20 protein-coding genes are annotated in these 19,759 nt (G+C 74.8%); 11 read left to right on the top strand and 9 right to left on the bottom strand.

Features of this window, described 5'->3' with window-relative positions; all coding sequences use genetic code 11:
- Positions 1-2: 2 nt before the first annotated feature.
- The 9 genes from AB0I11_RS04295 to AB0I11_RS04255 are packed head-to-tail and all read right to left on the bottom strand — an operon-like array spanning position 3 to position 9,675.
- Positions 3-1,472, bottom strand: a complete 1,470-nt coding sequence (locus tag AB0I11_RS04295) for a dihydroorotase family protein (protein ID WP_357312776.1) — start codon at positions 1,470-1,472, stop codon at positions 3-5.
- Positions 1,469-2,950, bottom strand: a complete 1,482-nt coding sequence (locus AB0I11_RS04290) for an FAD-binding protein (protein WP_357312773.1) — start codon at positions 2,948-2,950, stop codon at positions 1,469-1,471. The genes AB0I11_RS04295 and AB0I11_RS04290 overlap by 4 nt, the downstream gene beginning before the upstream one ends.
- The gene (locus AB0I11_RS04285) at positions 2,947-3,588 is read right to left on the bottom strand and encodes an aspartate/glutamate racemase family protein (RefSeq protein ID WP_357312769.1); all 642 of its coding nucleotides are present in this window, start codon (positions 3,586-3,588) and stop codon (positions 2,947-2,949) included. The genes AB0I11_RS04290 and AB0I11_RS04285 overlap by 4 nt, the downstream gene beginning before the upstream one ends.
- A 10-nt stretch (positions 3,589-3,598) precedes the next feature.
- The gene (locus tag AB0I11_RS04280) at positions 3,599-4,933 is read right to left on the bottom strand and encodes an MmgE/PrpD family protein (RefSeq protein ID WP_357312764.1); all 1,335 of its coding nucleotides are present in this window, start codon (positions 4,931-4,933) and stop codon (positions 3,599-3,601) included.
- 1 nt (position 4,934) lies between these two features.
- Positions 4,935-5,636, bottom strand: a complete 702-nt coding sequence (locus AB0I11_RS04275; RefSeq protein ID WP_357312761.1) for an ABC transporter ATP-binding protein — start codon at positions 5,634-5,636, stop codon at positions 4,935-4,937.
- Positions 5,623-6,354, bottom strand: coding sequence for an ABC transporter ATP-binding protein (locus tag AB0I11_RS04270; protein ID WP_357312756.1), 732 nt, complete (start codon positions 6,352-6,354; stop codon positions 5,623-5,625). The genes AB0I11_RS04275 and AB0I11_RS04270 overlap by 14 nt, the downstream gene beginning before the upstream one ends.
- Entirely contained in the window at positions 6,351-7,400 is a 1,050-nt protein-coding gene (locus tag AB0I11_RS04265) for a branched-chain amino acid ABC transporter permease (RefSeq protein WP_357312753.1), read from the bottom strand. Before AB0I11_RS04265 ends, AB0I11_RS04270 begins: the two co-directional genes overlap by 4 nt.
- The gene (locus AB0I11_RS04260) at positions 7,397-8,431 is read right to left on the bottom strand and encodes a branched-chain amino acid ABC transporter permease (protein ID WP_357312750.1); all 1,035 of its coding nucleotides are present in this window, start codon (positions 8,429-8,431) and stop codon (positions 7,397-7,399) included. The genes AB0I11_RS04265 and AB0I11_RS04260 overlap by 4 nt, the downstream gene beginning before the upstream one ends.
- The gene (locus AB0I11_RS04255) at positions 8,428-9,675 is read right to left on the bottom strand and encodes an ABC transporter substrate-binding protein (RefSeq protein WP_357312745.1); all 1,248 of its coding nucleotides are present in this window, start codon (positions 9,673-9,675) and stop codon (positions 8,428-8,430) included. Before AB0I11_RS04255 ends, AB0I11_RS04260 begins: the two co-directional genes overlap by 4 nt.
- Before the next feature lie 203 nt (positions 9,676-9,878).
- Between AB0I11_RS04255 and AB0I11_RS04250 the strand changes: the two genes are divergently transcribed.
- From AB0I11_RS04250 to AB0I11_RS04200, 11 genes are read left to right on the top strand one after another with little or no spacing between them, the layout of a single operon-like run.
- Entirely contained in the window at positions 9,879-10,655 is a 777-nt protein-coding gene (locus tag AB0I11_RS04250; protein WP_357312742.1) for an IclR family transcriptional regulator, read from the top strand.
- Positions 10,652-11,494 (top strand): CoA ester lyase, encoded by an 843-nt coding sequence (locus AB0I11_RS04245; RefSeq protein ID WP_357312738.1) that lies wholly within the window; start codon positions 10,652-10,654, stop codon positions 11,492-11,494. The genes AB0I11_RS04250 and AB0I11_RS04245 overlap by 4 nt, the downstream gene beginning before the upstream one ends.
- Entirely contained in the window at positions 11,491-12,336 is an 846-nt protein-coding gene (locus AB0I11_RS04240; RefSeq protein ID WP_357312735.1) for a cyclase family protein, read from the top strand. Before AB0I11_RS04245 ends, AB0I11_RS04240 begins: the two co-directional genes overlap by 4 nt.
- The gene (locus AB0I11_RS04235) at positions 12,333-13,730 is read left to right on the top strand and encodes an MmgE/PrpD family protein (RefSeq protein ID WP_357312730.1); all 1,398 of its coding nucleotides are present in this window, start codon (positions 12,333-12,335) and stop codon (positions 13,728-13,730) included. The genes AB0I11_RS04240 and AB0I11_RS04235 overlap by 4 nt, the downstream gene beginning before the upstream one ends.
- Positions 13,727-15,046: an MmgE/PrpD family protein gene (locus AB0I11_RS04230; protein WP_357312727.1), complete on the top strand. Its 1,320-nt coding sequence runs from the start codon at positions 13,727-13,729 to the stop codon at positions 15,044-15,046. Before AB0I11_RS04235 ends, AB0I11_RS04230 begins: the two co-directional genes overlap by 4 nt.
- Positions 15,043-15,921 (top strand): DUF3891 family protein, encoded by an 879-nt coding sequence (locus tag AB0I11_RS04225; protein WP_357312721.1) that lies wholly within the window; start codon positions 15,043-15,045, stop codon positions 15,919-15,921. The genes AB0I11_RS04230 and AB0I11_RS04225 overlap by 4 nt, the downstream gene beginning before the upstream one ends.
- Positions 15,918-16,442 carry a hypothetical protein gene (locus tag AB0I11_RS04220; RefSeq protein WP_357312718.1) on the top strand — a complete coding sequence of 175 codons (525 nt, stop codon included), beginning with the start codon at positions 15,918-15,920 and terminating at the stop codon, positions 16,440-16,442. Before AB0I11_RS04225 ends, AB0I11_RS04220 begins: the two co-directional genes overlap by 4 nt.
- Complete coding sequence (locus AB0I11_RS04215; protein ID WP_357312714.1) at positions 16,439-16,792, top strand: hypothetical protein; 354 nt, start codon at positions 16,439-16,441, stop codon at positions 16,790-16,792. Before AB0I11_RS04220 ends, AB0I11_RS04215 begins: the two co-directional genes overlap by 4 nt.
- Positions 16,789-17,448, top strand: a complete 660-nt coding sequence (locus tag AB0I11_RS04210) for a hypothetical protein (RefSeq protein ID WP_357312711.1) — start codon at positions 16,789-16,791, stop codon at positions 17,446-17,448. Before AB0I11_RS04215 ends, AB0I11_RS04210 begins: the two co-directional genes overlap by 4 nt.
- Positions 17,445-18,380 (top strand): LLM class flavin-dependent oxidoreductase, encoded by a 936-nt coding sequence (locus AB0I11_RS04205; protein WP_357312708.1) that lies wholly within the window; start codon positions 17,445-17,447, stop codon positions 18,378-18,380. Before AB0I11_RS04210 ends, AB0I11_RS04205 begins: the two co-directional genes overlap by 4 nt.
- Positions 18,377-19,738 carry an MmgE/PrpD family protein gene (locus AB0I11_RS04200; RefSeq protein WP_357312705.1) on the top strand — a complete coding sequence of 454 codons (1,362 nt, stop codon included), beginning with the start codon at positions 18,377-18,379 and terminating at the stop codon, positions 19,736-19,738. Before AB0I11_RS04205 ends, AB0I11_RS04200 begins: the two co-directional genes overlap by 4 nt.
- The last annotated feature ends 21 nt before the right edge of the window (positions 19,739-19,759 follow it).

The following is a 19,759-nucleotide window of genomic DNA, read 5'->3' as shown; positions in this document are numbered from 1 at the left end:
GCTCACCCCTGGTACGGACGGTGGACGTAGCGGCCGCTCGGGGTGCCGACGATGTTGCTGGCGTCGAGCACGTGCTGCCCCCGGACCCACGTGTCGGTGACCCGGGCGCCCAGTTCGAAGCCCTCGAACGGGGTGTATTCCTGGGTCGACGCGGAGTCGGCCGCGTGCACGGTCCAGCTGGCGTTCTCCACCAGGCACAGGTCGGCGTCGAAACCGACCCCGATGGTGCCCTTGCCGGGCAGGCCGTAGCGGCGCGCCGGGTTCCAGGCGACCAGCTGCGCGATCCGCTGGTGCGACAGGCCGCGCTTGCGCCCCTCGGAGACCAGGCCGGGCAGCAGGTACTCGGCGCCGCCGAAGCCCGACTTCGCGGCGAAGACGTCGTCGCGCGGGTCGCCGAACTTCATCTCGTCCTTGCAGCACGCGTGGTCGCTGACCACCCAATCGACGCTGCCGTCGAGCACGTACTCCCAGAGCGCCTCCACGTCCTCCTGCGGGCGCAGCGGCGGGTTCACCTTGCCGCCCAGGCCGTGCGCGGTGTCCACACTGGCCAGCAGGTGACCGATGGTGACCTCGCGGCGGAAGTCGACGTGCGGGAACGTCCGGGCCATCAGCATCGCGGCCCGCAGCGCCTTGCGGGAGGAGAGGTGCAGCAGGTTGATGTTGGGCAGCCCGGTCTCGTCGGCCAGGAACGCCGCGATCGTCACGGCGAGCCCTTCCGAGTGCGGCGGCCGCGACGCGCTGTACGCGGCCAGGCCCGACAGCGACCGGTCCTGCTCGACCAGCCTCGTGTAGGCGGTCATGATCTCGGCGGTCTCGCAGTGCAGCGACAGCGACACGTGCGGCGCGGCCTCGGTCAGCTTCTCCCGGGCCGCCTGCACGCCGCGCATCACGAACTCGAAGTGGGCGAGGTCGTAGCGCTCGTTCGGCGGGATCATCAGGAACGAGCTCTGGTCGGCCGACCGGCCGTGCAGGCCGTGGCTGCCGTAGAACATGAAGATCTTGAAGGAGGTGACGCCGAAGTTCTCCACGATCGACGGGATCTCGTCGATGTGCTCCTTCATCATCGGCGCGAGGTGGAAGCCGTAGTCGATGAACGAACGACCCGCCGAGGCGGCGAGCACCTGCGGGAAGAACTCGGCGTACGAGCCGCCCCGGTTGAGGTAGTACTGCCCGGTACGCATGTAGGTCAGGCCGGTGGTCACCCCGCCCTGCGCGCTGGCGCGGCTCTCGGTCTCGGTGTCCTCGGCCAGCGGGTTGTAGATGCCCCAGTGCTGATGGGCGTCGACCGCCCCCGGGTACGCGAACCGGCCACGACCGTCCACCACGGTCTGCGCCTCGTCGGCCGGGATGTCCGCCTCCAGCCGCACCACCTTGCCGCCGGCGATGCCGATGTCGAGCGCGTCGCCGTCGGGCGAGCCGGCGTCGGGGCGTACCACGGTAACGTTCTTGATCAGGGTTTCCAGGGGTGTCATGGGGTTCCTTCCGTGGTTCGAGCGACGTGGTTCGCCGCGAGGTAGGCGAGGCCGAGGGCGGGCAGCAGGCCGTTGCCGGCGAGGTAGCCGGCCGCGCCGTGACCGGAGATGCCGGCCGCTGCCCCGCCCGAGGCGTAGAGCCCGGGGATCGGCGCGCCGTCCGGGCGCAGCACCCGGGCATGCTCGTCGACCACCAGGCCGCCCTGGGTGTGGAAGAGCGCCGGCACCACCCGGGCGGTGAGGTACGGCGGCTCCAGCGGTGCCTCGAAGAAGGTGCGGCCGAACCGGTCGGCGCGCTCGCCGCGCGCCACCGCGGCCGTCTCGGCGAGTTCCGCGGTCACGGCGTCGGCCGGCAACCCGGTGACCGACGACAGGGCGGCGGCGTCGGCCGCCTCCAGCAGCGCGCCCGACTCCACGCTCTGCCGGAAGTCGGTGAACGCCAGGCAGGCGTCGTGGATCCGGCGGTCCAGCACCAGCCAGCCGGACGCGTCCGGACGGGCCGCGAGCGCGGCGGCGTACTCGGAGTAGCCGGTCGTCTCGTCGCCGAACCGCCGTCCGGTGCTGTCCAGCAGGAAGCCGCCGTGCATCACGGTCGCCCAGCCGACCAGCGTCGCGGCGCGGGCCGACAGGGCGGCATGCCCCTGGTACGCGTCGAGGAAGGCGCTCTGCGCGCCGAGCGCGGCGCCGATCCGCAGCGCGTCGCCGCGGGACGTCTCGCTTCCGTGGTAGACCGCGTTGGCGATCTCCGGCAGGTGCTCGGCGACCAGCGCCCGGTCGGCGCCGTAGCCGTTGGTGGCCAGCAGCACCGCCCGGGTCGGGATCTCCTCGCGGGTGCCGTCCGGCCGCTCGACCACGGCGGCCCGCACCCGGCCCGCGTCCACCACCACGTCGACCAGGCGGGCCGGCACCATCAGGTCGATACCGGCCCTGGTCAGCTGCTGGACCAGCTGGTCGAGCAGCACGGTGCCGTGCCGGCCGGCCACGGTGTGGCAGCGGTCGACCGAGTGGCCCGGGTAGTGGAAGTCGGTGACCAGGGACAGCTCCAGCCCGACGTCGTCGTTCAGCCACTCGACCAGTTCGGCGCTCACCGCGCCGAGCGCACGGGCGAGCCGCTGGTCGCCCTGCCCCTTGGTCTTGCGGGCGACGTCCGCCGCGAACAGCTCGGCCGAGTCGTCGATGCCGGCGGCCCGCTGCCACCGCGAGCCCGCGCCGGGGATCATCGCGGTCGACATCGAGGTGTTGTTGCCCCGGCTGAAGTGCTTGCTGGCCTCGACCACCAGCACGTCCAGGCCGAGTTGCGCGGCGCGCAGGGCGGCCACCAGGCCCCCGCCGGCGCCGGCGACCACGAGGTCCGGTCCGGTCACGCTGTGCAAGCCGGGCATGCGCTCGTGGCCCTCGCTCCGCTCGGTGCGCTCGCTCATGCCGTGCACGCCGGGCATGCGCTCGTGGCCCTCGCTCCGCTCGGTGCGCTCGCTCATTGGTGCACCTCCCCCGCGGCGATGAGCCGCAGCGCCAGCGCGGTCGGGTCCACCACCCGGGCCGGCAGGCGGACGCCGGACGGCAGGTCGACCGCCGAGCAGCCGTTGATCACCGAACGGGCGCCGCCCGCGGCGAGCGTGCCGACGGCGGCGCCGAGCGTGCCGGCCCAGCGGGAGGTGTCCGCGATCGCGTGCACGTCGAGGTCGAGCACCTCGACGCCGAGCAGGTCGGCCGACCAGCCGTAGACCCCGGCCCGAGCCACGATCTCGTCGGCGATCGCCTTGTTACGGGCCACCGCCGCGCACCCGCGCCCGGTCAGCACAGCCCAGCCGAGGCTGAGCCGGAGCAGTCCGAAGACCGGCACCGGCAGGGTGCCGGCGAGCTCCGCGACGCCGGGGTCGAGAACGCAGTCCGGCAGCAGCGCGTCGAAGCCGGCCGGCGCCGCGCGCAGCGCCGCGGCGACCAACGCCTCGCTCTCCCGCACCTGCGCGTCGGTGTCCAGGGCGCGCGGCGCGTCGGCGCCGATGTCGTGCAGCACCACCTCGACGTCGGGCGGCGAGAGCGCGGCGTAGCGCGCCTGCCGGCGGGCCAGCTCCTCGGCGTCGACGTGGATCGGGGTCACGGCGTAGATCCGCACGGTCTTCCTCCTAGATCTCGGCGAGGCGGCGCAGGTCGGGTCCGACATCGGCGCTGGCGGCCAGGCCGGTGGCGACCTCGTGCACGGCCCGGACGGTGCCGGCGTCGAGTAGTCGTTCGAGCAGCGCCAGCACGTCGTCCTCGGCCATCGGATGGTGGGCCGCGTCGCCGACCGGGTTGGGCACCTCGAGCACGCGGGGCGGCGCGCCGGCGGTGCGGACGGTGACCCGGGCGGCCCGCTCGTCGGGCAGTCTGGCGTCGAGGTCCGGCGCCACCCGCAGCACCACCTTGGCGGCCAGCGCCCGCACCCGCGGGTCGTCGCGCTGGCCATCGGCGGAGACGGCCGGGTCGACGGTGCCGTGCACCAGCGCGGCGGCCACCACGAACGGTGTCGAGAACAGCGCCGCCAACCGGCTGTCCCAACTGGTCCGGCCCAGCCCGCCGGCCAGCGAGTGGGTCTCGACGACGACCTCCTCGACGGCGTCGAGCGGCAGCCCGTCGGCGCGCATCAGCAGGGCCGCGTCGGCGGCCGGGTGGGTGAACGAGCAGGACGCGTGCCGCTTGAAATAGCCCAGCCGCACCTCCCACCGGCTGCCCAGCCCGTCGGTCAGCGGCGCCGGGTCGAACCGGCCGAGCACGTCGCCCAGCGACACGGCGGGCGTGCCGGTGTTGCGGGCGACACCGGCCGCGGCCATCCGCGCCGCCGCCAACCCGGACACGTTCGAGGCCCCCAGCCAGGCGTCGCGGACCGGGTTGCCGTCCAGCGCGCTGGCGAAGTGCCCGGCCACCGGCAGACCGGCACCCGCGTCGATCGCCGCGGCGACGCCCTCGCCGGGCAGGCCGAGCAGCCGCGCGCAGCCGGCCGCCGCGCCCGCGACGCCCCAACTGCCGTGCGGATGCATGCCGGCCCGCAGGGTGGTGGCCCGGCCGAACCGCGCCGCCACCTCGTACGCCGCGAGCAGCGCCGCCATCGTCTCCGGACCGGAGGCACCCAGGTCGGCGGCGAGCGCCAGCACGGCCGGTAGCCCGTGCGCCGCCGGATGGCCCTTGGCGTACTTGTGCCCCTCGTCGAGTTCGAGCCGGGCCAGCGCGGTCGCGTTGAGCCAGGCCGCCGCCTCGACGGTGGTGGTCGCGCCGCCGCCGACCAGCGGCGCGGGCCCGGGCCCGGGGCGCCAGGCGGCGGCCAGGGCCCGCTGCTCGGCCTGCCGGGCGCCGACCACGGTCACCCCGAGCGAGTCGAGCAGCACCAGCCCGAGCCGGCCGCGGACGGCGTCCGGGACGTCGGCCCAGCGCAGCCCGGCGGCCCAGGAGCCGAGCCGGGCCACGGCCGCCACGGTGGAGGTCATGCTAGAGCCCCAGGTACGCGGCGCGGACCCGGTCGTCGCGGGCGAGTTCGGGTCCCGGGCCGTCGAGGACCAGGCTGCCGCTCTCCAGCACGTACGCCCGGTCGGCCAGGTTGAGCGCGTGCGCGGCGTTCTGCTCGACCAGCAGCACCGAGACGCCCCGGTCCCGGATCGCCTTGATCGCGTCGAGCACGGTCCAGGTCAGCTTCGGCGACAGCCCGGTGGACGGCTCGTCGAGCAGCAGCAGCCGGGGACCGGCCATCAGCGCCCGGCCGATGGCGAGCATCTGCTGCTGCCCGCCGCTGAGCGTCTCGGCGGCCTGGGCGCGCCGCTCGGCGAGGATCGGGAACAGGTCGAAGACCTCGCGCAGCGGCTCGTCGAGCGGCTTGCGACCGCGGGTCCAGCCGCCCATGCGCAGGTTCTCCTCGACGCTGAGCGGTCCGAACAGCGCCCGCCCCTCCGGCACCTGGAGCAGGCCCCGGCCGACCAGTTCGCTGGGGCGTACCCCGTCGGCCCGCCGGCCGTCGAACGTGATCGTGCCCGCGGTCGGCTTGACCAGCCCGGAGATGGTCTTGAGCGTGGTGGTCTTGCCGGCGCCGTTGGCACCGACGATCGCCACGATCTCGCCCTCCTCGACCCGCAGGTCGAGCTCGTGCAGGATCTGCAGGCCGTGGTAGCCGGCGCTGACTCCGTCAAGCGTGAGCATGCGGGTCCTCCCCGAGGTACGCCTCGATGACCCGCGGATCGCGGGTCACCTCCTCCGGTGCGCCCGAGGTGAGCACCCGGCCCAGATCGAGCACCAGCACGGAGTCCGACAGCCGCATGACGGCGGCCATGATGTGCTCGACGAAGACCAGCGTCACGCCGTCTTCGGTGCGCAGCCGTTCCAGCAGCTCCATCACCGGGGCCCGCTCGGCGGGCACCAGGCCGGCCAGCACCTCGTCGAGCAGCAGCACGCGGGGTTTGCTGGCCAGCGCCCGGGCCAGCTCCAGCCGCTTGAGGGCCGCGGTGGGCAGACCCTCGGTGGGCGCGTCCCGCCACCGCCCCAGACCGACCTGCTCGATCAGCTCGGCGGCGGCGGTCCGGGCGGTACGCCGGGCGGCGCCGCCGGCCAGCACCGCGACCGTGACGTTCTCCAGCACGGTCATCGAGTAGAACGGCCGCATCAGCTGGAACGTCCGGGTCATGCCCGCGGCGGTCACCCGGTGCGGCGTGTGCCCGGTGATCTCCCGGCCGGCCAGGTGCACCCGGCCGGCGTCCGGCCGCAGCGCGCCCGTGATGAGGTTGAACATCGTGGTCTTGCCGGCCCCGTTGGGGCCGATGACGCCGAGGATGCTGCCCTCGGCGACCTCGAAGCTCACCTCGTCGACCGCGCGGAGCCCTTTGAACGACTTGGAGATGCCGTCGACCCGAAGCAGTGTCATCGCCGGGACCACCTTTGGCGGATCGTGCCGTAGATGCCCTTCGGCAGGAGCAGCACGATGATGATCAACAGGGTGCCGTAGACGATCACGTCGAGGCCGCTGCGCCCCTGCAGGAACTCCAGCGCGGGCGGCGGGTTGCGCAGCATCGTCGCCGTCACGTCGTTGAGCGGGCCCATCACCACGGAGCCGATCACCGGACCCCAGATGGTGGCCACGCCGCCGATCACCGCGGGCAGGATCGCCTGGATCGACACGCTCGACCCGAACGCCAGGTCGGGGTCGATGAACAGGAAGTACTGCACGTAGAAGGCGCCGGCGACCGCAGTGATCGCGGCGGAGAGCGCCATCGTCAGCAGCTTGTAGCGCATCACCGGGATGCCGACCGCGGCCGCCGCGTCCTCGTCGTCACGGGCCGCCTTGGTGAACTGCCCGGCGCGCGAGCGGACGAACTGCACGCTGACCACCAGCGCGACGACGGTGAGCCCGAGCGCGATCCAGAAGTAGTTCGGCGAGGTCGGCTCGAACTGGATCCACCACCACGAGGTGTCCGTGCGCAGCGGCACGTGGTAGCCGACCGCGCGGTTGACGAAGTCGCTGTTGGTCGCCCAGAGCCGGAGCATCTCCGCGAACGCGAAGGTGGCCAGCGCGAAGTAGGCGCCGCGCAGTTTGTAGCGCAGCGCGAGGAAGCCGATCAGCGCGGCGAACGCCGCCGCGATCACCATGCCGGCCAGCATCCCGATCCACGGCGACACCCGGTGCTCGACCAGGAGCCAGGCGCAGGCGTACGCGCCGATGCCGAAGTAGGCCGCGTGACCGAAGCTGAACATGCCGCCGAAGCCGCTCATCATGTTCCAGCCGATGCTCATCAGCGCGAAGATGAGCACCCGCACCGCGACCGAGGCCTGCGCCGCCGGGAGGATCAGCGGCAGCGGCACCAGCAGGACGGCGAGTACCGCGATGGCCACCAGGTGCCGGTTCCACGGCAGCCGGGGCAGCGGCCGGCCGGCCGCCGTCTCCGGCGCCGGCGTGTCGGTGGTGGTCGTCATGCCGACCTCCCGAAGAGTCCCTGCGGGCGCAGGAAGAGCACCAGCACGAAGACGATGAACACCGACAGCAGCGGCGACTGTCCGGGCAGGTAGATGCCGCCGAGCTGCTCGGCCAGCCCGATCACCAGGCCGCCGACCAGCGCGCCGACCACGTTGCCCATGCCACCCAGCACGACCACCACGAAGGCCACGATGTTGAACAGCGAACCGGTGGTGGGCTCGATGGTGACCAGCGGCGCGACCAGCGTGCCGGCCGCGCCGGCGCAGGCGGTGCCGAGCGCGAAGGTCACCGCGTAGATCACCCGGGTGTCGATCCCGACCAGTTGCGCCCCGGTGTCGTTGGCGGCCACCGCGCGGATCGCGGTGCCCAACCGGGTGCGTTGCAGCAGCAGGTAGAGCAGCCCGGCCAGGATCAGCGCGCCGACGAAGGCGAGGATCCGGGACAGGTTGGCCACCGCCTCGAAGATCGGCACGCCGCGATCGCCGGGCAGCGCCACCGAGCGCGGGTTGGCGCCGAAGAAGAGCAGCAGCCCGTTCTCGATGATCAGGGAGATGCCCAGCGTGATCAGCAGCTGGTTCTCCAGCGGCTTGCCCATCGCGCCGGCCAGGATGCCGCGCTGCACCAGCACGCCGAGCAGGAACATCGCCGGCACGCTGGCGGCGAGGGCGACGTACGGATGCAGCCCGGCCTGGGTCAGCCCGAAGGTGAGGAACAGGGCCAGCGCCAGGAAGCTGCCGTGTGCGAAGTTGACGATGTCGAGCACGCCGAAGATCAGCGTGAGGCCCATGGCGATCAGGCCGTAGACGCCGCCGATCAGGACACCGGTGGCCACCGCCTGGACCACGACCACCCCGCTGCCGGAGCGGGCGTAGGCCAGCCCGATGGCGAGCACGACCAGCGCGGCGATCACGCCGATCCGCAGCCACGGCACGGCGCGGGCGGTGGGCGCCCGTACCTCGTCGGGGTCCAGGGTCGCCACGCCGCCGCCGGTGCCGGCGGCGACGTGGCCCTGGTCTGCTGGCGAGGTCACTGGCTCTTGAAGGCGGGGAAGACCGGCTTCGCCTCCGCCTTGTCGGCCGGGAACACCTGCTTCACCACGCCGCCCTGGACCTGCATGAGGATGGGGGTGGCGTTCTCGTTCTCCCCGGTCGGGCCGAACTTGATCGGGCCGTTGCCGGCGATCAGGGTCGGCACCGAGCCGCTGGCGACCGCGTCGCGGACCTTGGTCGGTTCGGCGCTGCCGGCGCGCTCCAGCGCGTCAGCGATCACCTTGACCGAGTCGTAGGCGAGCACCGCGCCGGTGCGGATCTGGTCGTTGTAGCGGTCCTGGTAGAGCTTGGCCAGCGCCTGCATGTCCGGGTTGGTCATGTCGGGGTGGTAGTTGGCGTCGAAGAAGCCCTCGGCCGCCGCGCCCACCTCCTTGGGGAACTGCGGGAGGTCGAACGCGCCGTTGGCGACGCCGTAGACGGCCTTCAGGGCCGGCGGCTTGACGGTCGCGACGGCCTTCGCGGCCAGCACCCCGTCGCGGTAGTAGCCGGCCACCATCAGCACGTCGGCGCCGCTGGCCTTGACCTGGGTGACCTGGGTGGTCAGGTCGGAGACGTTGGCGGCGTCGTAGGCGAGCGCCGGGCCGACCTTGATGCCGGCCTTCTCGGCCTCGGCCTTGAAGGCGTCCCGGATCGCGGTGCCGAACGGGCCCTGCTCGTGCAGCACCGCCACGGTCTTGACCGGCTGGTTGGCCGCCTTGGCCACCTGGTCGAGGAACTGTGCCCCGGCGGTGCCGAGCACCGTGGAGCTGGGCTGCACCCGGAAGGTGAACTTGTAGCCCTGGGAGAGGATCGAGTCGGCGCTGGACACGTCGATCAGCAGCGGCACCTTGTTTCGTTCGGCCACCGTGGACACGTTGGCGGTGACCGCGCTCTGGTAGGTGCCGACCAGGCCGACCACACCGTCCTGGATGAGGCGCTGGGCCTCGCTCTGGCCGACCTCGGGCTTGCCCTGGGTGTCGGCGCTGACCAGCTCCAGCTTCTTGCCGCCCTGCGACTTGATGCCGCCGGCGTTGTTGATGGCCTCGACGGCCAGCTTCGCTCCGTTGTCCATCTGCTGCCCGTCGGCTGCGGCCGCGCCGCTGAGCGGGTGCAGGGAACCGATCTTTATCGTGCCGCCGGACTGCGCGCCACCGCCGTTGTTCGTACCGGCGGGCGCGGATCCGCCGCACCCGGCGAGGGCCAACGGCAGGGCTATGGCGAGGCTCAGGGTCCAGGTCTTCCTCATGTCAGCTCCTGGGGGTGACGGTGTTCCGCCGCACGGAACATCACATGGGGCATGATGCTGGCACCGCCGGTTCACCTGGTCAAGGGTTCGTCGGAGAATCGTTCTCATCCCTGTACAGAGCCACATTGGGGGGTTGACCCCACAGCCCGTCAGTGCTGGAATCGTGTTCCGCTGGCGGAAACATTGCATTGGGAGACGACGACGTGGCAGAAAGTCAGGGCACCGAGGCGGCGAGCCGCGTGGCCGACGTCCTCCTCCTGTTCACCGACGGGCCGGACTTCCTCGGGGTCACCGCGATCGCCCGCAGCCTCGACCTGTCCAAGGCGGTGGTGCACCGGATCCTGCAGACGCTGGTCGAGCGCCGGCTGCTGGTCAGCGATCCGGCCAGCCGCGGCTACCAGCTCGGTCCGGGAGCCGCGGCGCTCGGCGCCCGCGCCCTGCGCGAGTCGCAGCTGCGCACGGTCGCCGTGCCGGTGCTGCGGGAGCTGCAACTGACCACCGGCGAGACGACGACCGTGTCCGCGCGGGTGCACGGCGGCCGGGTCTACCTCGACCAGGTCGAGTCCACCCGGGAGATCAAGATGACCGTCGAGGTGGGCCGCCGGTTCCCGCTGCACGCCGGCAGCTCCAGCACCTGCATCCTGGCCTTCCTGCCCGACACCGAGCGGGAGGCCGTGCTCGCCACCGAACTGCCGTCGCTGACCGGCCGCACGGTGACCGACGCCGACGTGCTCCGCACGCGACTCACCACGATCCGCGAGACCGGGCTCGCCCACTCCGACGGCGAGCGGCAGGAGGGCGCCGGCTCGGTCGCCTCGCCGGTCTTCGGCATCGACGGCACCGTGGTCGGCGCCATCTCGGTCTGCGGCCCGGCGCACCGGGTCGACGCGGCCGCCCGGGAACGCTTCGGTCCGCTGGTCTGGGAAGCGGCCGACCGCATCTCGCGGGCGCTGGGCTGGTCCGGCGGGCTGCCCAAGTGACCCCGCGATCCTGGCTCTACGTGCCGGGCCACCGCCCCGACCGGGTGGCGAAGGCCCTCGCCGCCGGCGCCGACGCGGTCGTCGTCGACCTCGAGGACGCCGTACCGCATGACCAGAAGGCGGCCGCCCGGGCCACCGCGCTGCGGCTGGCCGCCGAGGGCCCCCACGACCGACCGTTGTGGGTACGCGTGAACGACCCGACCGGCCCGTGGGGCGAGGACGACGTCGACGCGCTGGCCGGGCTGGGCCTGACCGGGTTGCGCCTGCCGCGCTGCGAGGACCCGGACGTGGTCCGCGAGGTCGCCACCCGCGCCGGACTGCCGCTGCAACTGCTGCTGGAAAGCGCCGCCGGGCTGGCCCGGGCCGCCGAGCTGGCCACCGCGCACCCGCGGGTCGCCGGGCTGGGGCTGGGCGAGGCCGACCTCTCGGCCGACCTGCGGGTGACCGGCGAGGACGGACTGGCCTGGGCGCGCGGCTGGGTGGTGGTCGCGGCGCGGGCCGCCGGGCTGCCCTCCCCCGTGCAGAGCGTCTACACCGACGTCGCCGACCTCGACGGCCTGCGCGCCAGCACCGAGCGGGCCCGGGCCACCGGCTTCGTCGGCCGGTCGGTGGTGCACCCCCGACAGATCCCGGTCGTACACGAGGTCTTCACGCCGACCGCCGCCGAGGTGGCCGCCGCGCGGGCCGTGGTGGCCGCCGCGGCCCGCGCGGAACAATCCGGCGAGGTGGCCGTGCTCGACGCCGCCGGCCGGTTCGTCGACCCCGCGGTGGTCCGCCGGGCCCGACTCGTCCTCGACCTGACCGACCCGTCCGAACCACCCTCAGGAGGAACGAGTTGACCAACGAGCCGCAGGCCCGCCCGGCGCGCACGGACGATCCCCTACTCGCCGCGGTGACCGCGGGGGTACGGCTCGTCGAGCTCGGGCACCCGCACTTCACGGGCATGCCGTGCTCGCCCAACCACCCCGGCTTCCGGATGAGCCTGATCCGCCGGCACGGCGACATGGTGCGCCCGGACGGCGGCTCGGCGGCCAACGAGATGATCGTGACCGGCGGGCACGTGGGCACGCACGTCGACGCGCTGTCCCACGTCAGCCACGACGGCAGGCTGCACGGCGGCGTGGACGCCGCGGCGGCGCAGACCGGTGGCCGGTTCACCGCACTCGGCGCCGAGCACACGCCCGCGCTGCTCACCCGTGGGGTGCTGCTCGACGTGGCCGCCGTACACGGGGTCGACGTGCTGCCCCCCGGCTACGGCGTGACCGCGGCCGACCTGGCCGCCGCCGCCGAGCGGGCCGGCGCCGAGCCCGGTCCCGGGGACGTCGCGCTGGTCCGCACCGGCTGGGCGCGGCACTTCGACGACGCGACCACCTATCTCGGGCAGACCGCCGGCGTGCCGGGCGCCACCACCGACGCCGCCGAGTGGCTGGCCGCGCGCCGGGTGGTCGCCACCGGTTCGGACACCACGGCGTACGAGCAGATCCGCCCGGGCGCCGGGCACAGCGTCCTGCCCGTGCACCGGGTGCTGCTGGTCGACGCCGGCATCCACATCATCGAGCACCTCAACCTGGAGCAGGCGGCCACCGACGGGCTGACCGCTTTCGTCTTCGTGATGGCGCCGCTGCGCATCGTCGGCGGCACCGGCTCCCCGATCCGCCCCTTCGCGGCGGTGACCCCATGAGCAGCCCGACCGTGGTGCAGCGGCTCGCGGCCGTCGCCGAGGAGGTGCGGCGCGGCGGGCTCCCCGGCGACCTGCGGCAGGATGTGGCCCGCCGGGTGCTCGACCTGATCGGCAACAGCCTCGCCGCCAGCGGGCTGCCGCCCGCCCGGGCGGTCACCGCGTACGTCCGGGCGGCGGGCGGCACGCCGGAGGCGGTGGCGATCGGTACCGGGCTGCGCGTCCCGGCCGCGAACGCGGCCCTGGTCAACGGCACGCTGGCGCACTCGCTCGACTTCGACGACACCCACCTGCCGTCGGTCCTGCACCCCTCCTCGCCGGTGGTGCCGGCCGCGCTGGCGGTGGCCGAGGCGCGCGGCGCGTCCGGGGCCGCGCTGCTCGACGCGGCCGGGATGGGCATCGAGGTCGCGGTCCGGCTCGGCATGGGCGGCTACGACCGGGCGCTGGGCAATTCCGAGTTCTTCGAGCGCGGTCAGCACGCGACCTCGATCTGCGGCGCGGTCGGGGCGGCCGTGGCGGCCGCGATGGTCGGCGGGGCCGACGCCGCGGGCATCGCGCACGCCGCCGGGATCGCCGCGAGCATGGGCGCCGGCCTGCTGGAGGCCAACCGGACCGGCGGCACCGTGAAGCGGGTGCACTGCGGCTGGGCCGCGCACTCCGGGGTGGTGGCCGCCGAACTGGCCCGGCACGGGCTCACCGGGCCGCCGACCGTGGTCGAGGGGCGGTTCGGCTTCCTGCACGCGTTCTGCGGCGAGCGGGCCGACGTCGACGCGGTGGTCGACCGGCTCGGCACGCACTGGGAGCTGCCCGGCATCTTCTTCAAGCCGTACCCGTGCAACCACTTCACGCACGCCGGCATCGACGCGGCGCTGGCCCTGCGCGCGCGGGGCGTCGAGCCGGCCGCGATCGAGTCGATCGAGCTGGGCGTGCCGTCGCCGGTGCTGCGTACGATCGCCGAACCGCCGCAGGACAAGGCGCGGCCGGAGTCCGGCTACCACGCGGCGTTCAGTGGCCCGTACACGGTGGCGGCGGCGCTGCTGGGCGGTGGCGGCCTGGGGCTGGGCCATGACGACTTCACCGACGCGGCGGCGGCGGACGAGGCCCGGCTGGCGCTGGCGGCGAAGGTGCGGTGCGTGGCGGACGCCCGCTGCGACGAGATCTTCCCGAACCAGTTCCCGGCGGTGCTGCGGGTCGTGCTGCGCGACGGCACCCGGCACGAGGAGCGGGTCGACGTCAACCGGGGTGGGCCGGGCAACCCGCTCAGCTCGGCCGAGCTGGCCGCCAAGTTCGCGTCCAACGCCGCCGGGGTGGCCGACCGCGAGGACATCGCGTCCGCCGTGCTGGACCTGGCCGACGCGCCGGACGTGGCCGGCCTGATGGCCCGGGTGCGGGGATGATCGAGCGGCTCGCCGCGACCGCCGCGGCCACCGACTGGGCGGCGGCGCCCGCCGCCGTCCGGGACCGGGTGGTCGACCTGGTCGCGGACACGATCGCGGTCGCCGCGCTGGGCAGCGGGCGGGCCGAGCTCCGCGCGCTGGCCACCGGTTCCGGTGGGTCGGGCGAGTCGACCGTGGTGGGCTCGGCGCGCGGCTGGCCCGCCGCCGACGCCCAGTTCCGCAACGGCAGCGCCATCGCGGCCGACCAGTTGCAGGACGGCCACCGGCCGGCGCGCGGGCATCCCGCGTCGCACGTGGTGCCGGCGGTGCTCGCGCTCGCCGAGGACCGGGACCTGCCGGGCGGGGAGCTGCTGTCGGCGGTGCTGGCCGGCTACGACGTCGGCGTCCGGGTCGGCCGGGCGATGGGCGGCACGCCGAACGGCGTACACGACATCGGCACCTGGGGCCAGGTCGGCGCGGCGGCCGGGGTGGCCCGGCTGCTGGCCCCCGGCGACGCCGCCGCCATGCGCCGCGCGGTCGAACTGGCCGGCTCGGCCGTGCTGCTCAGCGACGCGGCGACCATCTTCACCGGGCGTACCGGGGGGCACGCGTTCCTGGGCGCCTCGGTGCAGCTCGGCGCAAGCCTGGGCGCGGCCGCCGTGGCCGGCCTGGAACCGCTGCCCGGCGCGCTGGACCGGCATCTCGCGCCGGTCGCCGCCCGGGACTGGTCGGGGCTCGGGCCGGACCACGGCCACGAGGTGCTGGGTGGCTACACCAAGGCGCACCCCACCTGCGCCCACCTGCACGGCGTCAACGACGCGGTGGCGGACATCGTCGCGGTGACCGGCCCGCTGCCGGATGTGGAACGCGTCGAGGTGCGTACCTTCGCGCACGCGGCCCGGTTCGCCACGGTCGCCGACGGCGAGCTGGCCGCCCGGTTCAGCGTGCCCACCTCGGTCGCGGTCGCGCTGCTCACCGGCACGCTCGACGAGACCACGCTGACCACGGCGACGGTCTGCTCGGCCCCGGTACGCGACCTGGCCGCCCGGGTCGAGGTGCGGCACGACCCCGAGCTGGACGCCGGCTATCCGGCCGGCCGACCGGCCCGGGTGCGGGTCGTCCGCGCCGACGGCAGCGAGCTGACGGGCGCGGCGGACCTGCCGCGCGGCGACGGGCCCCGGGTCTTCGACCGGGACGCGGTGCGGACCAAGGCCCGGCGGCTGCTCGACCACCGCTTCCCCGGGCACGCCGCGGCGGTGCTCGCCGCGGTCGACGGGCTGGCCAGCGGCGGCACCGCCCGTTCGCTGGGGGCCGCGCTGCGGGCGGCGGCCGCATGATCGTCACCCGGCGCGACGGCGCCCTGCACCTCATCGAACAGGTCGAACACGGCCGGATCGCCGGCGAGCTGGCGGCGGCCTGGGGCAACGACCGGTTCGAGACCCCCACGCCACGTTCGCCGGTACGCACCGCCGCCGCCCGACACGACGAGGGCTGGCGGGCCTGGGACGCCCGGGTCCTCTTCCACGAACTCGACCGCCGACCGCTGCACTTCCTGGAGATCGACGCCACCGAACACGTGCGGCTCTACCGGCAGGGCGTCGAGCGGGTGGCGCTCGGCGACGTGTACGTCGGCGTCCTGGTCGGCATGCACTGGACCGGCCTCTACCGGGGCCGGTGGTCGGCGCCGGGCGCCCGCGGCCGGCTGGACCTCGGCGCCGAGGGCCGGGCCGCGCAGGACACCGCGGTCGACGCCGAGGAGCGGCGGTGGATCGAGGCGAAGCGGCTGGCCTGGACGGACGCCGAGCCGCGGGCCGCGTTCGAGACCCGGCTCTGGCACAACTACGAGCTGCTGCAACTGTGGGACCTGCTCTCGCTCTACCTGTGCGTCATGCCGGCGCAGCCGGCCGCCGAACCCGGGCCGGCCCGGCCCTGGGGTCCGCAGCTGGCCGCCCTGGAGCACCCGGCCGAGGACGTGCTGCTGCCGCCCGTACGCAGGCACCCGTTCGGCCCGGTGGAGCGGATCACCGTGGGCGTACGCCGGCCGGGCGTGCTCTGGCTCGACCCGTACCCGTTCGACCGGCCCGACGTCACGGTCGACGTGGTCAGCGCGGTCGTGCCGGACCGGGCGTACGACCACGCCGGCCTCGCCGCCCGGGTCGGCCGGACGCCGCCCACCGTGACGACCTGGCGCCTCGCGCCGTGGCGCCGATGATGGAGCTGGCCACCGCCCGGGCCGCCGGGTACGCCTTCGTGCACGGCGAGGCCGGCTTCGCCCAGGTGACCACCATCGACGCCGACGGTTTCCCGGTGAGCCGCACGATGACCGCCTTCCTGGAGCCGGACTGGTCGGTCAGCCTGGTGCAGCGGGCCGGCCACCGGCGGCTCGCGCAGTGGCGACGCGACCCGCGCACCCTGGTCACCTGGGTCGGCCCGCCCGCGCCGGGCGCCACCAACGAGCGGCCGCACGTCTTCGACATCGGCCAACTTCCGCCCCGGATGGTGGCCGTGCGCGGGACCGCGTCGACCATGCCCGCGGAGTGGACCGTCGCGGTCTACCGGCGCGAGGTGGCGCGGCAGCGGGCGTCCGGGTTCACCAGGGCTCCCGTGCGCACCGACGACGAAGTGGCCGCCGAGCTGGCGGGGGTGCGGATCGAGCCGGTGCGGGTGCGGCTGGAGGGCTTCGGCGTGGGCGCCGAGTCACATCTGTGGACAGTGAGGAGAGCAACCACATGATCAAGACCATCCTCGGTTACGAGATCGAGGAGGGCGTCAGCCGGGAGGAGTACGAGCGCTGGCTCTTCGAGGTGCACGCGCCGGACCTGCTGACCAACCCGTACCTCGACCGGATCGTCTTCAACAAGGTGCTGCGCCCGGTGCGGCAGGCCTCCGGCGGCACGGCGTCGGTGCCGGAGGGCTACACCTTCTACCGGATCGCCGAGATGCACTACGCCGACGAGGAGGCGTACGCGAACTACCTGCGCTGGTTCGAGGAGCACCCGTTGCCGGCGGAGCGCGGCCCGGCCGGCCGCACGAAGTTCAAGTTCTACCTGGTCACCGAGAGCACCGAGGTGACCCGGGGATGAGCGTCGCCGCCCTGCTGGCCGGGTTCGCCGCGCTACCGCCGCCGGAGGGGTCCCTGGCCGCGTGGGCCGCCCGGGTCGGCACACCGGACGGCGACTTCCCGCTCATCGGCGCCGGCACCCGGGCGGAAACCTACGTGGCGCTGCACTGGAACGGCGAACGGTGCGCGGCGCTCGGTCCGGCGGTCGGGCCGACCCTGGTCGGCCTCGCGGTCGGCGCGACCCGGCGCCGGTCGGTGGCGGACCTGGCGGCGGCCGTCGACGCCGGCCTGGCCGCCGCGGCCGAGCTGTCGGCGCCCACGGTTCCGGTGAGCACCGGTGTGCTGACCGCCACGGTGTGCGCGGCCCGGCTCGCCGGGGTGCCGGACACCGACCTGCCGGCGCTGCTCGACCTCGCGGCGAGCCTCATGCTGATCGGCCCGCCCGGTGTCGCGCCCGGGCACGACCCGGCCGCCGCCTGGCTCGCCCTGCGGGCCTGGGACGCCGGCATAACCGGCATGCCCGGCGGGCTGGCCCACACGCTGGCCGTGGTGGCCGACGGACTCCCCGACCGGGCCGGCGCGGTCGCCGCCGGCCACCCGGTGGGAAGCCGGGAGGTGGCCGCCGAGGTGACCCGGTCCGATCTGGCGGTCGCGGACCTCGTCGAGGCGCTGCCATGATCGTGCTCAACGTGGCCCGGCCGGCCGGCCAGGCCGACCCGGTCGAGCTGGCCGGCGCCGCGCTCGCCGCCGGGCTCGACGGCGTCGCCCTGGCCGACAGCCCACGGCTGTTCCCCGACTGCCTGGTCGAGACCGAGCGGGTGCTCAGCAACACCCCGGCCCGGCTCGCCGGGCCGTGCGTGCTCAGCCTCGGGCTGCGGCACCCGGCCGCGGTGGCCGGCGCCGTGCGTACCCTCGACGCGCACCACCCCGGTCGGGTGCTCACGGTGGTCGGGCGGGGCGAGAGCTCGGTGCGCAACGAAGGGCTGGCACCGCCGTCGCTGCGCGCGTACGAGGCGTCGCTGCGTACCCTGCGCGAGCTGGTGCCGGCGTCGGCGCTGCTGCTCGGCGCCGCCTCCGGGCCGCGCACCATCGCGGCCACCGCGGCCCGGCTCGGCGGCGTGCTGATCGACGCGGGCGCCGATCCGGCCATCGTCGGCAAGGCGGTGGCGCTCGCCCGGTCGGCGCGGCCGGACGTGCCGGTCTGGATGTTCGTCCGCGCGGTGGTCACCGACGACGACGCCGCCGCGGATGCCGCCGCCGCGCCCGTGCTCGGCTCGTGCGCGGCCCGGCTGGTGCAGGCGCCGGACTGGTTCGACGTGCCGGTCGCCCTGCGCACCGGGGTCGCCGCCGTGGCCGACGCACACGACTACCGGCGGCACGGCACCGCCGAGGCCCGCACCGGCCGCGACGTGCCCGCCGGGGCCGACCGGTTCGTCCGCGACCGGTTCGTGGTCACCGGCGAGCGGCAGGCGGTCGCGGCACGGTTCGCCGCGTTCGGTGCGGTCGGCGTCGACGGCGTGGTGCTGGCCGGCGCTCTCGACGGCGTGCTGGACCGCCTCGACGACCTGGGCCGCGCGGTCCGCGACGGCCTGACGAAGGACGGACGATGACCGGAATCGACACCGCGCGGATCGCCGCGTTCGCCCACCAGAGCAGCCTCGACGACCCGCCCGGGGAGGTCGTCGGGTTCGCCCGCGCGCTGCTGCTGGACACCCTGGGCGCGCTGCTCGGCGGCCTGCGCTATCCGGCCGTGCGGGCACTGGGCGAGGCGCTGCGCCCGACGGCCACCGGCGACCTCCCGTTCGGCCGGCTGCTCACCCTCGGCGCCGCCGCGACCTGGCTGGACGCCGACTCGGGCGGGTCGTTCCACCCGCAGGGGCACCGGCTGCCACCGGTGCCGACCGCGCACCCCGCGCCGCACTCGTTGCCGGTGCTGCTGCACGCCGCCGCGGGCGGGATCGACGAACGACGGCTGCTGGAGATCTTCCTGATCGCCAACGAGATCGGCATGCGCTTCGGCGTCGGCACCACCCTGCGGCCCGGCCTGCACCCGCACGGCATCCACGGCCCGATCGCCGCCGCGGTCGCCACCGCCCTGTGGTACGACCTCTCCCCCGCCGCCACCGCGACCGCCATCGAGCTGGCCGGTTCGGTGCCGATGGCCGCGACCCTGGCTGTGCCGATGAACGGCGGCACGGTCCGCAACCTGTGGACCGGGCTGGGCGCCTACCACGGCGCGGCCGCGGCCCGTCGCGCGACCGACGGCGCCACCGGGTCGCCGGCCCTGCTCGGCGAGCTGCTCGACGGCCTGGTCTGCACCGACCTGTCCACCGTCGACCTGACCGCCGGCCTGGGCACCCGTTGGCGGCTGGCCGACAGCTACCTCAAGCCGTACGCCTGCGCGCGCTGGGTGCACCCCGCGCTGGACGCGTTCCGGGCCGCCGTCGCGGGCGTACCGGACCCGGTGCGCGACCGGGGCGGGCTGGCCGCGATCGAGGTCGACACCTTCGCCTTCGCCGCGTCGCTGTCCGCCGCCGAGGTCTCCTCGGACCTGCACGCGCGGTTCTCGGTGCCGGTCAGCCTGGCCACCCTGGCGCTGGACGGCGAACTGGCCGCGGCCGGGTTCCTGCCCGACCGGCTGGCCCGCCCCGAGGTCGGCGCGCTGGCCGCGCTGGTCGAGCTGCGCGAGGAACCGGTCTTCACGGCCGCCCTCCCGGGCGAGCGGCCGACGAGGGTCACGGTCCGCTGGCGGGACGGCGGCACGGCCTCGGCCAGCGTGCGCAACGCCCGGGGCAACCCGGACGACCCGCTGACCATCGACGAGGTGGCCGCCAAGTTCCGGCGCAACGCCGAGGACGTCCTCACCCCGGCGACCGCCGAGGCGGTGGTGACCGGGCTCCTCGACGGTGCCGGCGGCGACACCCTGGCGCGGGTGGCCGCCGAGGTGCTCGGCCCGCGCTGCCCCTGATCCGGGCGGCCGGGCCGGGCA

Source organism: Micromonospora sp. NPDC050495, assembly GCF_040655175.1.
Taxonomy (GTDB): domain Bacteria; phylum Actinomycetota; class Actinomycetes; order Mycobacteriales; family Micromonosporaceae; genus Micromonospora.
This window is presented reverse-complemented; position numbering and strand designations above follow the sequence as displayed.

What these genes read in the sequence shown, in the direction of transcription:
- AB0I11_RS04225 (WP_357312721.1), top strand. Translation starts at nt 15,043, where the DNA reads ATGATCGTCACCCGGCGCGACGGCGCCCTGCACCTCATCGAACAGGTC.
- AB0I11_RS04200 (WP_357312705.1), top strand. Translation starts at nt 18,377, where the DNA reads ATGACCGGAATCGACACCGCGCGGATCGCCGCGTTCGCCCACCAGAGC.
- AB0I11_RS04210 (WP_357312711.1), top strand. Translation starts at nt 16,789, where the DNA reads ATGAGCGTCGCCGCCCTGCTGGCCGGGTTCGCCGCGCTACCGCCGCCG.
- AB0I11_RS04265 (WP_357312753.1), bottom strand. Translation starts at nt 7,400, where the DNA reads ATGACGACCACCACCGACACGCCGGCGCCGGAGACGGCGGCCGGCCGG.
- AB0I11_RS04275 (WP_357312761.1), bottom strand. Translation starts at nt 5,636, where the DNA reads ATGCTCACGCTTGACGGAGTCAGCGCCGGCTACCACGGCCTGCAGATC.
- AB0I11_RS04270 (WP_357312756.1), bottom strand. Translation starts at nt 6,354, where the DNA reads ATGACACTGCTTCGGGTCGACGGCATCTCCAAGTCGTTCAAAGGGCTC.
- AB0I11_RS04290 (WP_357312773.1), bottom strand. Translation starts at nt 2,950, where the DNA reads ATGAGCGAGCGCACCGAGCGGAGCGAGGGCCACGAGCGCATGCCCGGC.
- AB0I11_RS04235 (WP_357312730.1), top strand. Translation starts at nt 12,333, where the DNA reads ATGAGCAGCCCGACCGTGGTGCAGCGGCTCGCGGCCGTCGCCGAGGAG.
- AB0I11_RS04220 (WP_357312718.1), top strand. Translation starts at nt 15,918, where the DNA reads ATGATGGAGCTGGCCACCGCCCGGGCCGCCGGGTACGCCTTCGTGCAC.
- AB0I11_RS04215 (WP_357312714.1), top strand. Translation starts at nt 16,439, where the DNA reads ATGATCAAGACCATCCTCGGTTACGAGATCGAGGAGGGCGTCAGCCGG.
- AB0I11_RS04255 (WP_357312745.1), bottom strand. Translation starts at nt 9,675, where the DNA reads ATGAGGAAGACCTGGACCCTGAGCCTCGCCATAGCCCTGCCGTTGGCC.
- AB0I11_RS04295 (WP_357312776.1), bottom strand. Translation starts at nt 1,472, where the DNA reads ATGACACCCCTGGAAACCCTGATCAAGAACGTTACCGTGGTACGCCCC.
- AB0I11_RS04205 (WP_357312708.1), top strand. Translation starts at nt 17,445, where the DNA reads ATGATCGTGCTCAACGTGGCCCGGCCGGCCGGCCAGGCCGACCCGGTC.
- AB0I11_RS04230 (WP_357312727.1), top strand. Translation starts at nt 13,727, where the DNA reads ATGATCGAGCGGCTCGCCGCGACCGCCGCGGCCACCGACTGGGCGGCG.
- AB0I11_RS04280 (WP_357312764.1), bottom strand. Translation starts at nt 4,933, where the DNA reads ATGACCTCCACCGTGGCGGCCGTGGCCCGGCTCGGCTCCTGGGCCGCC.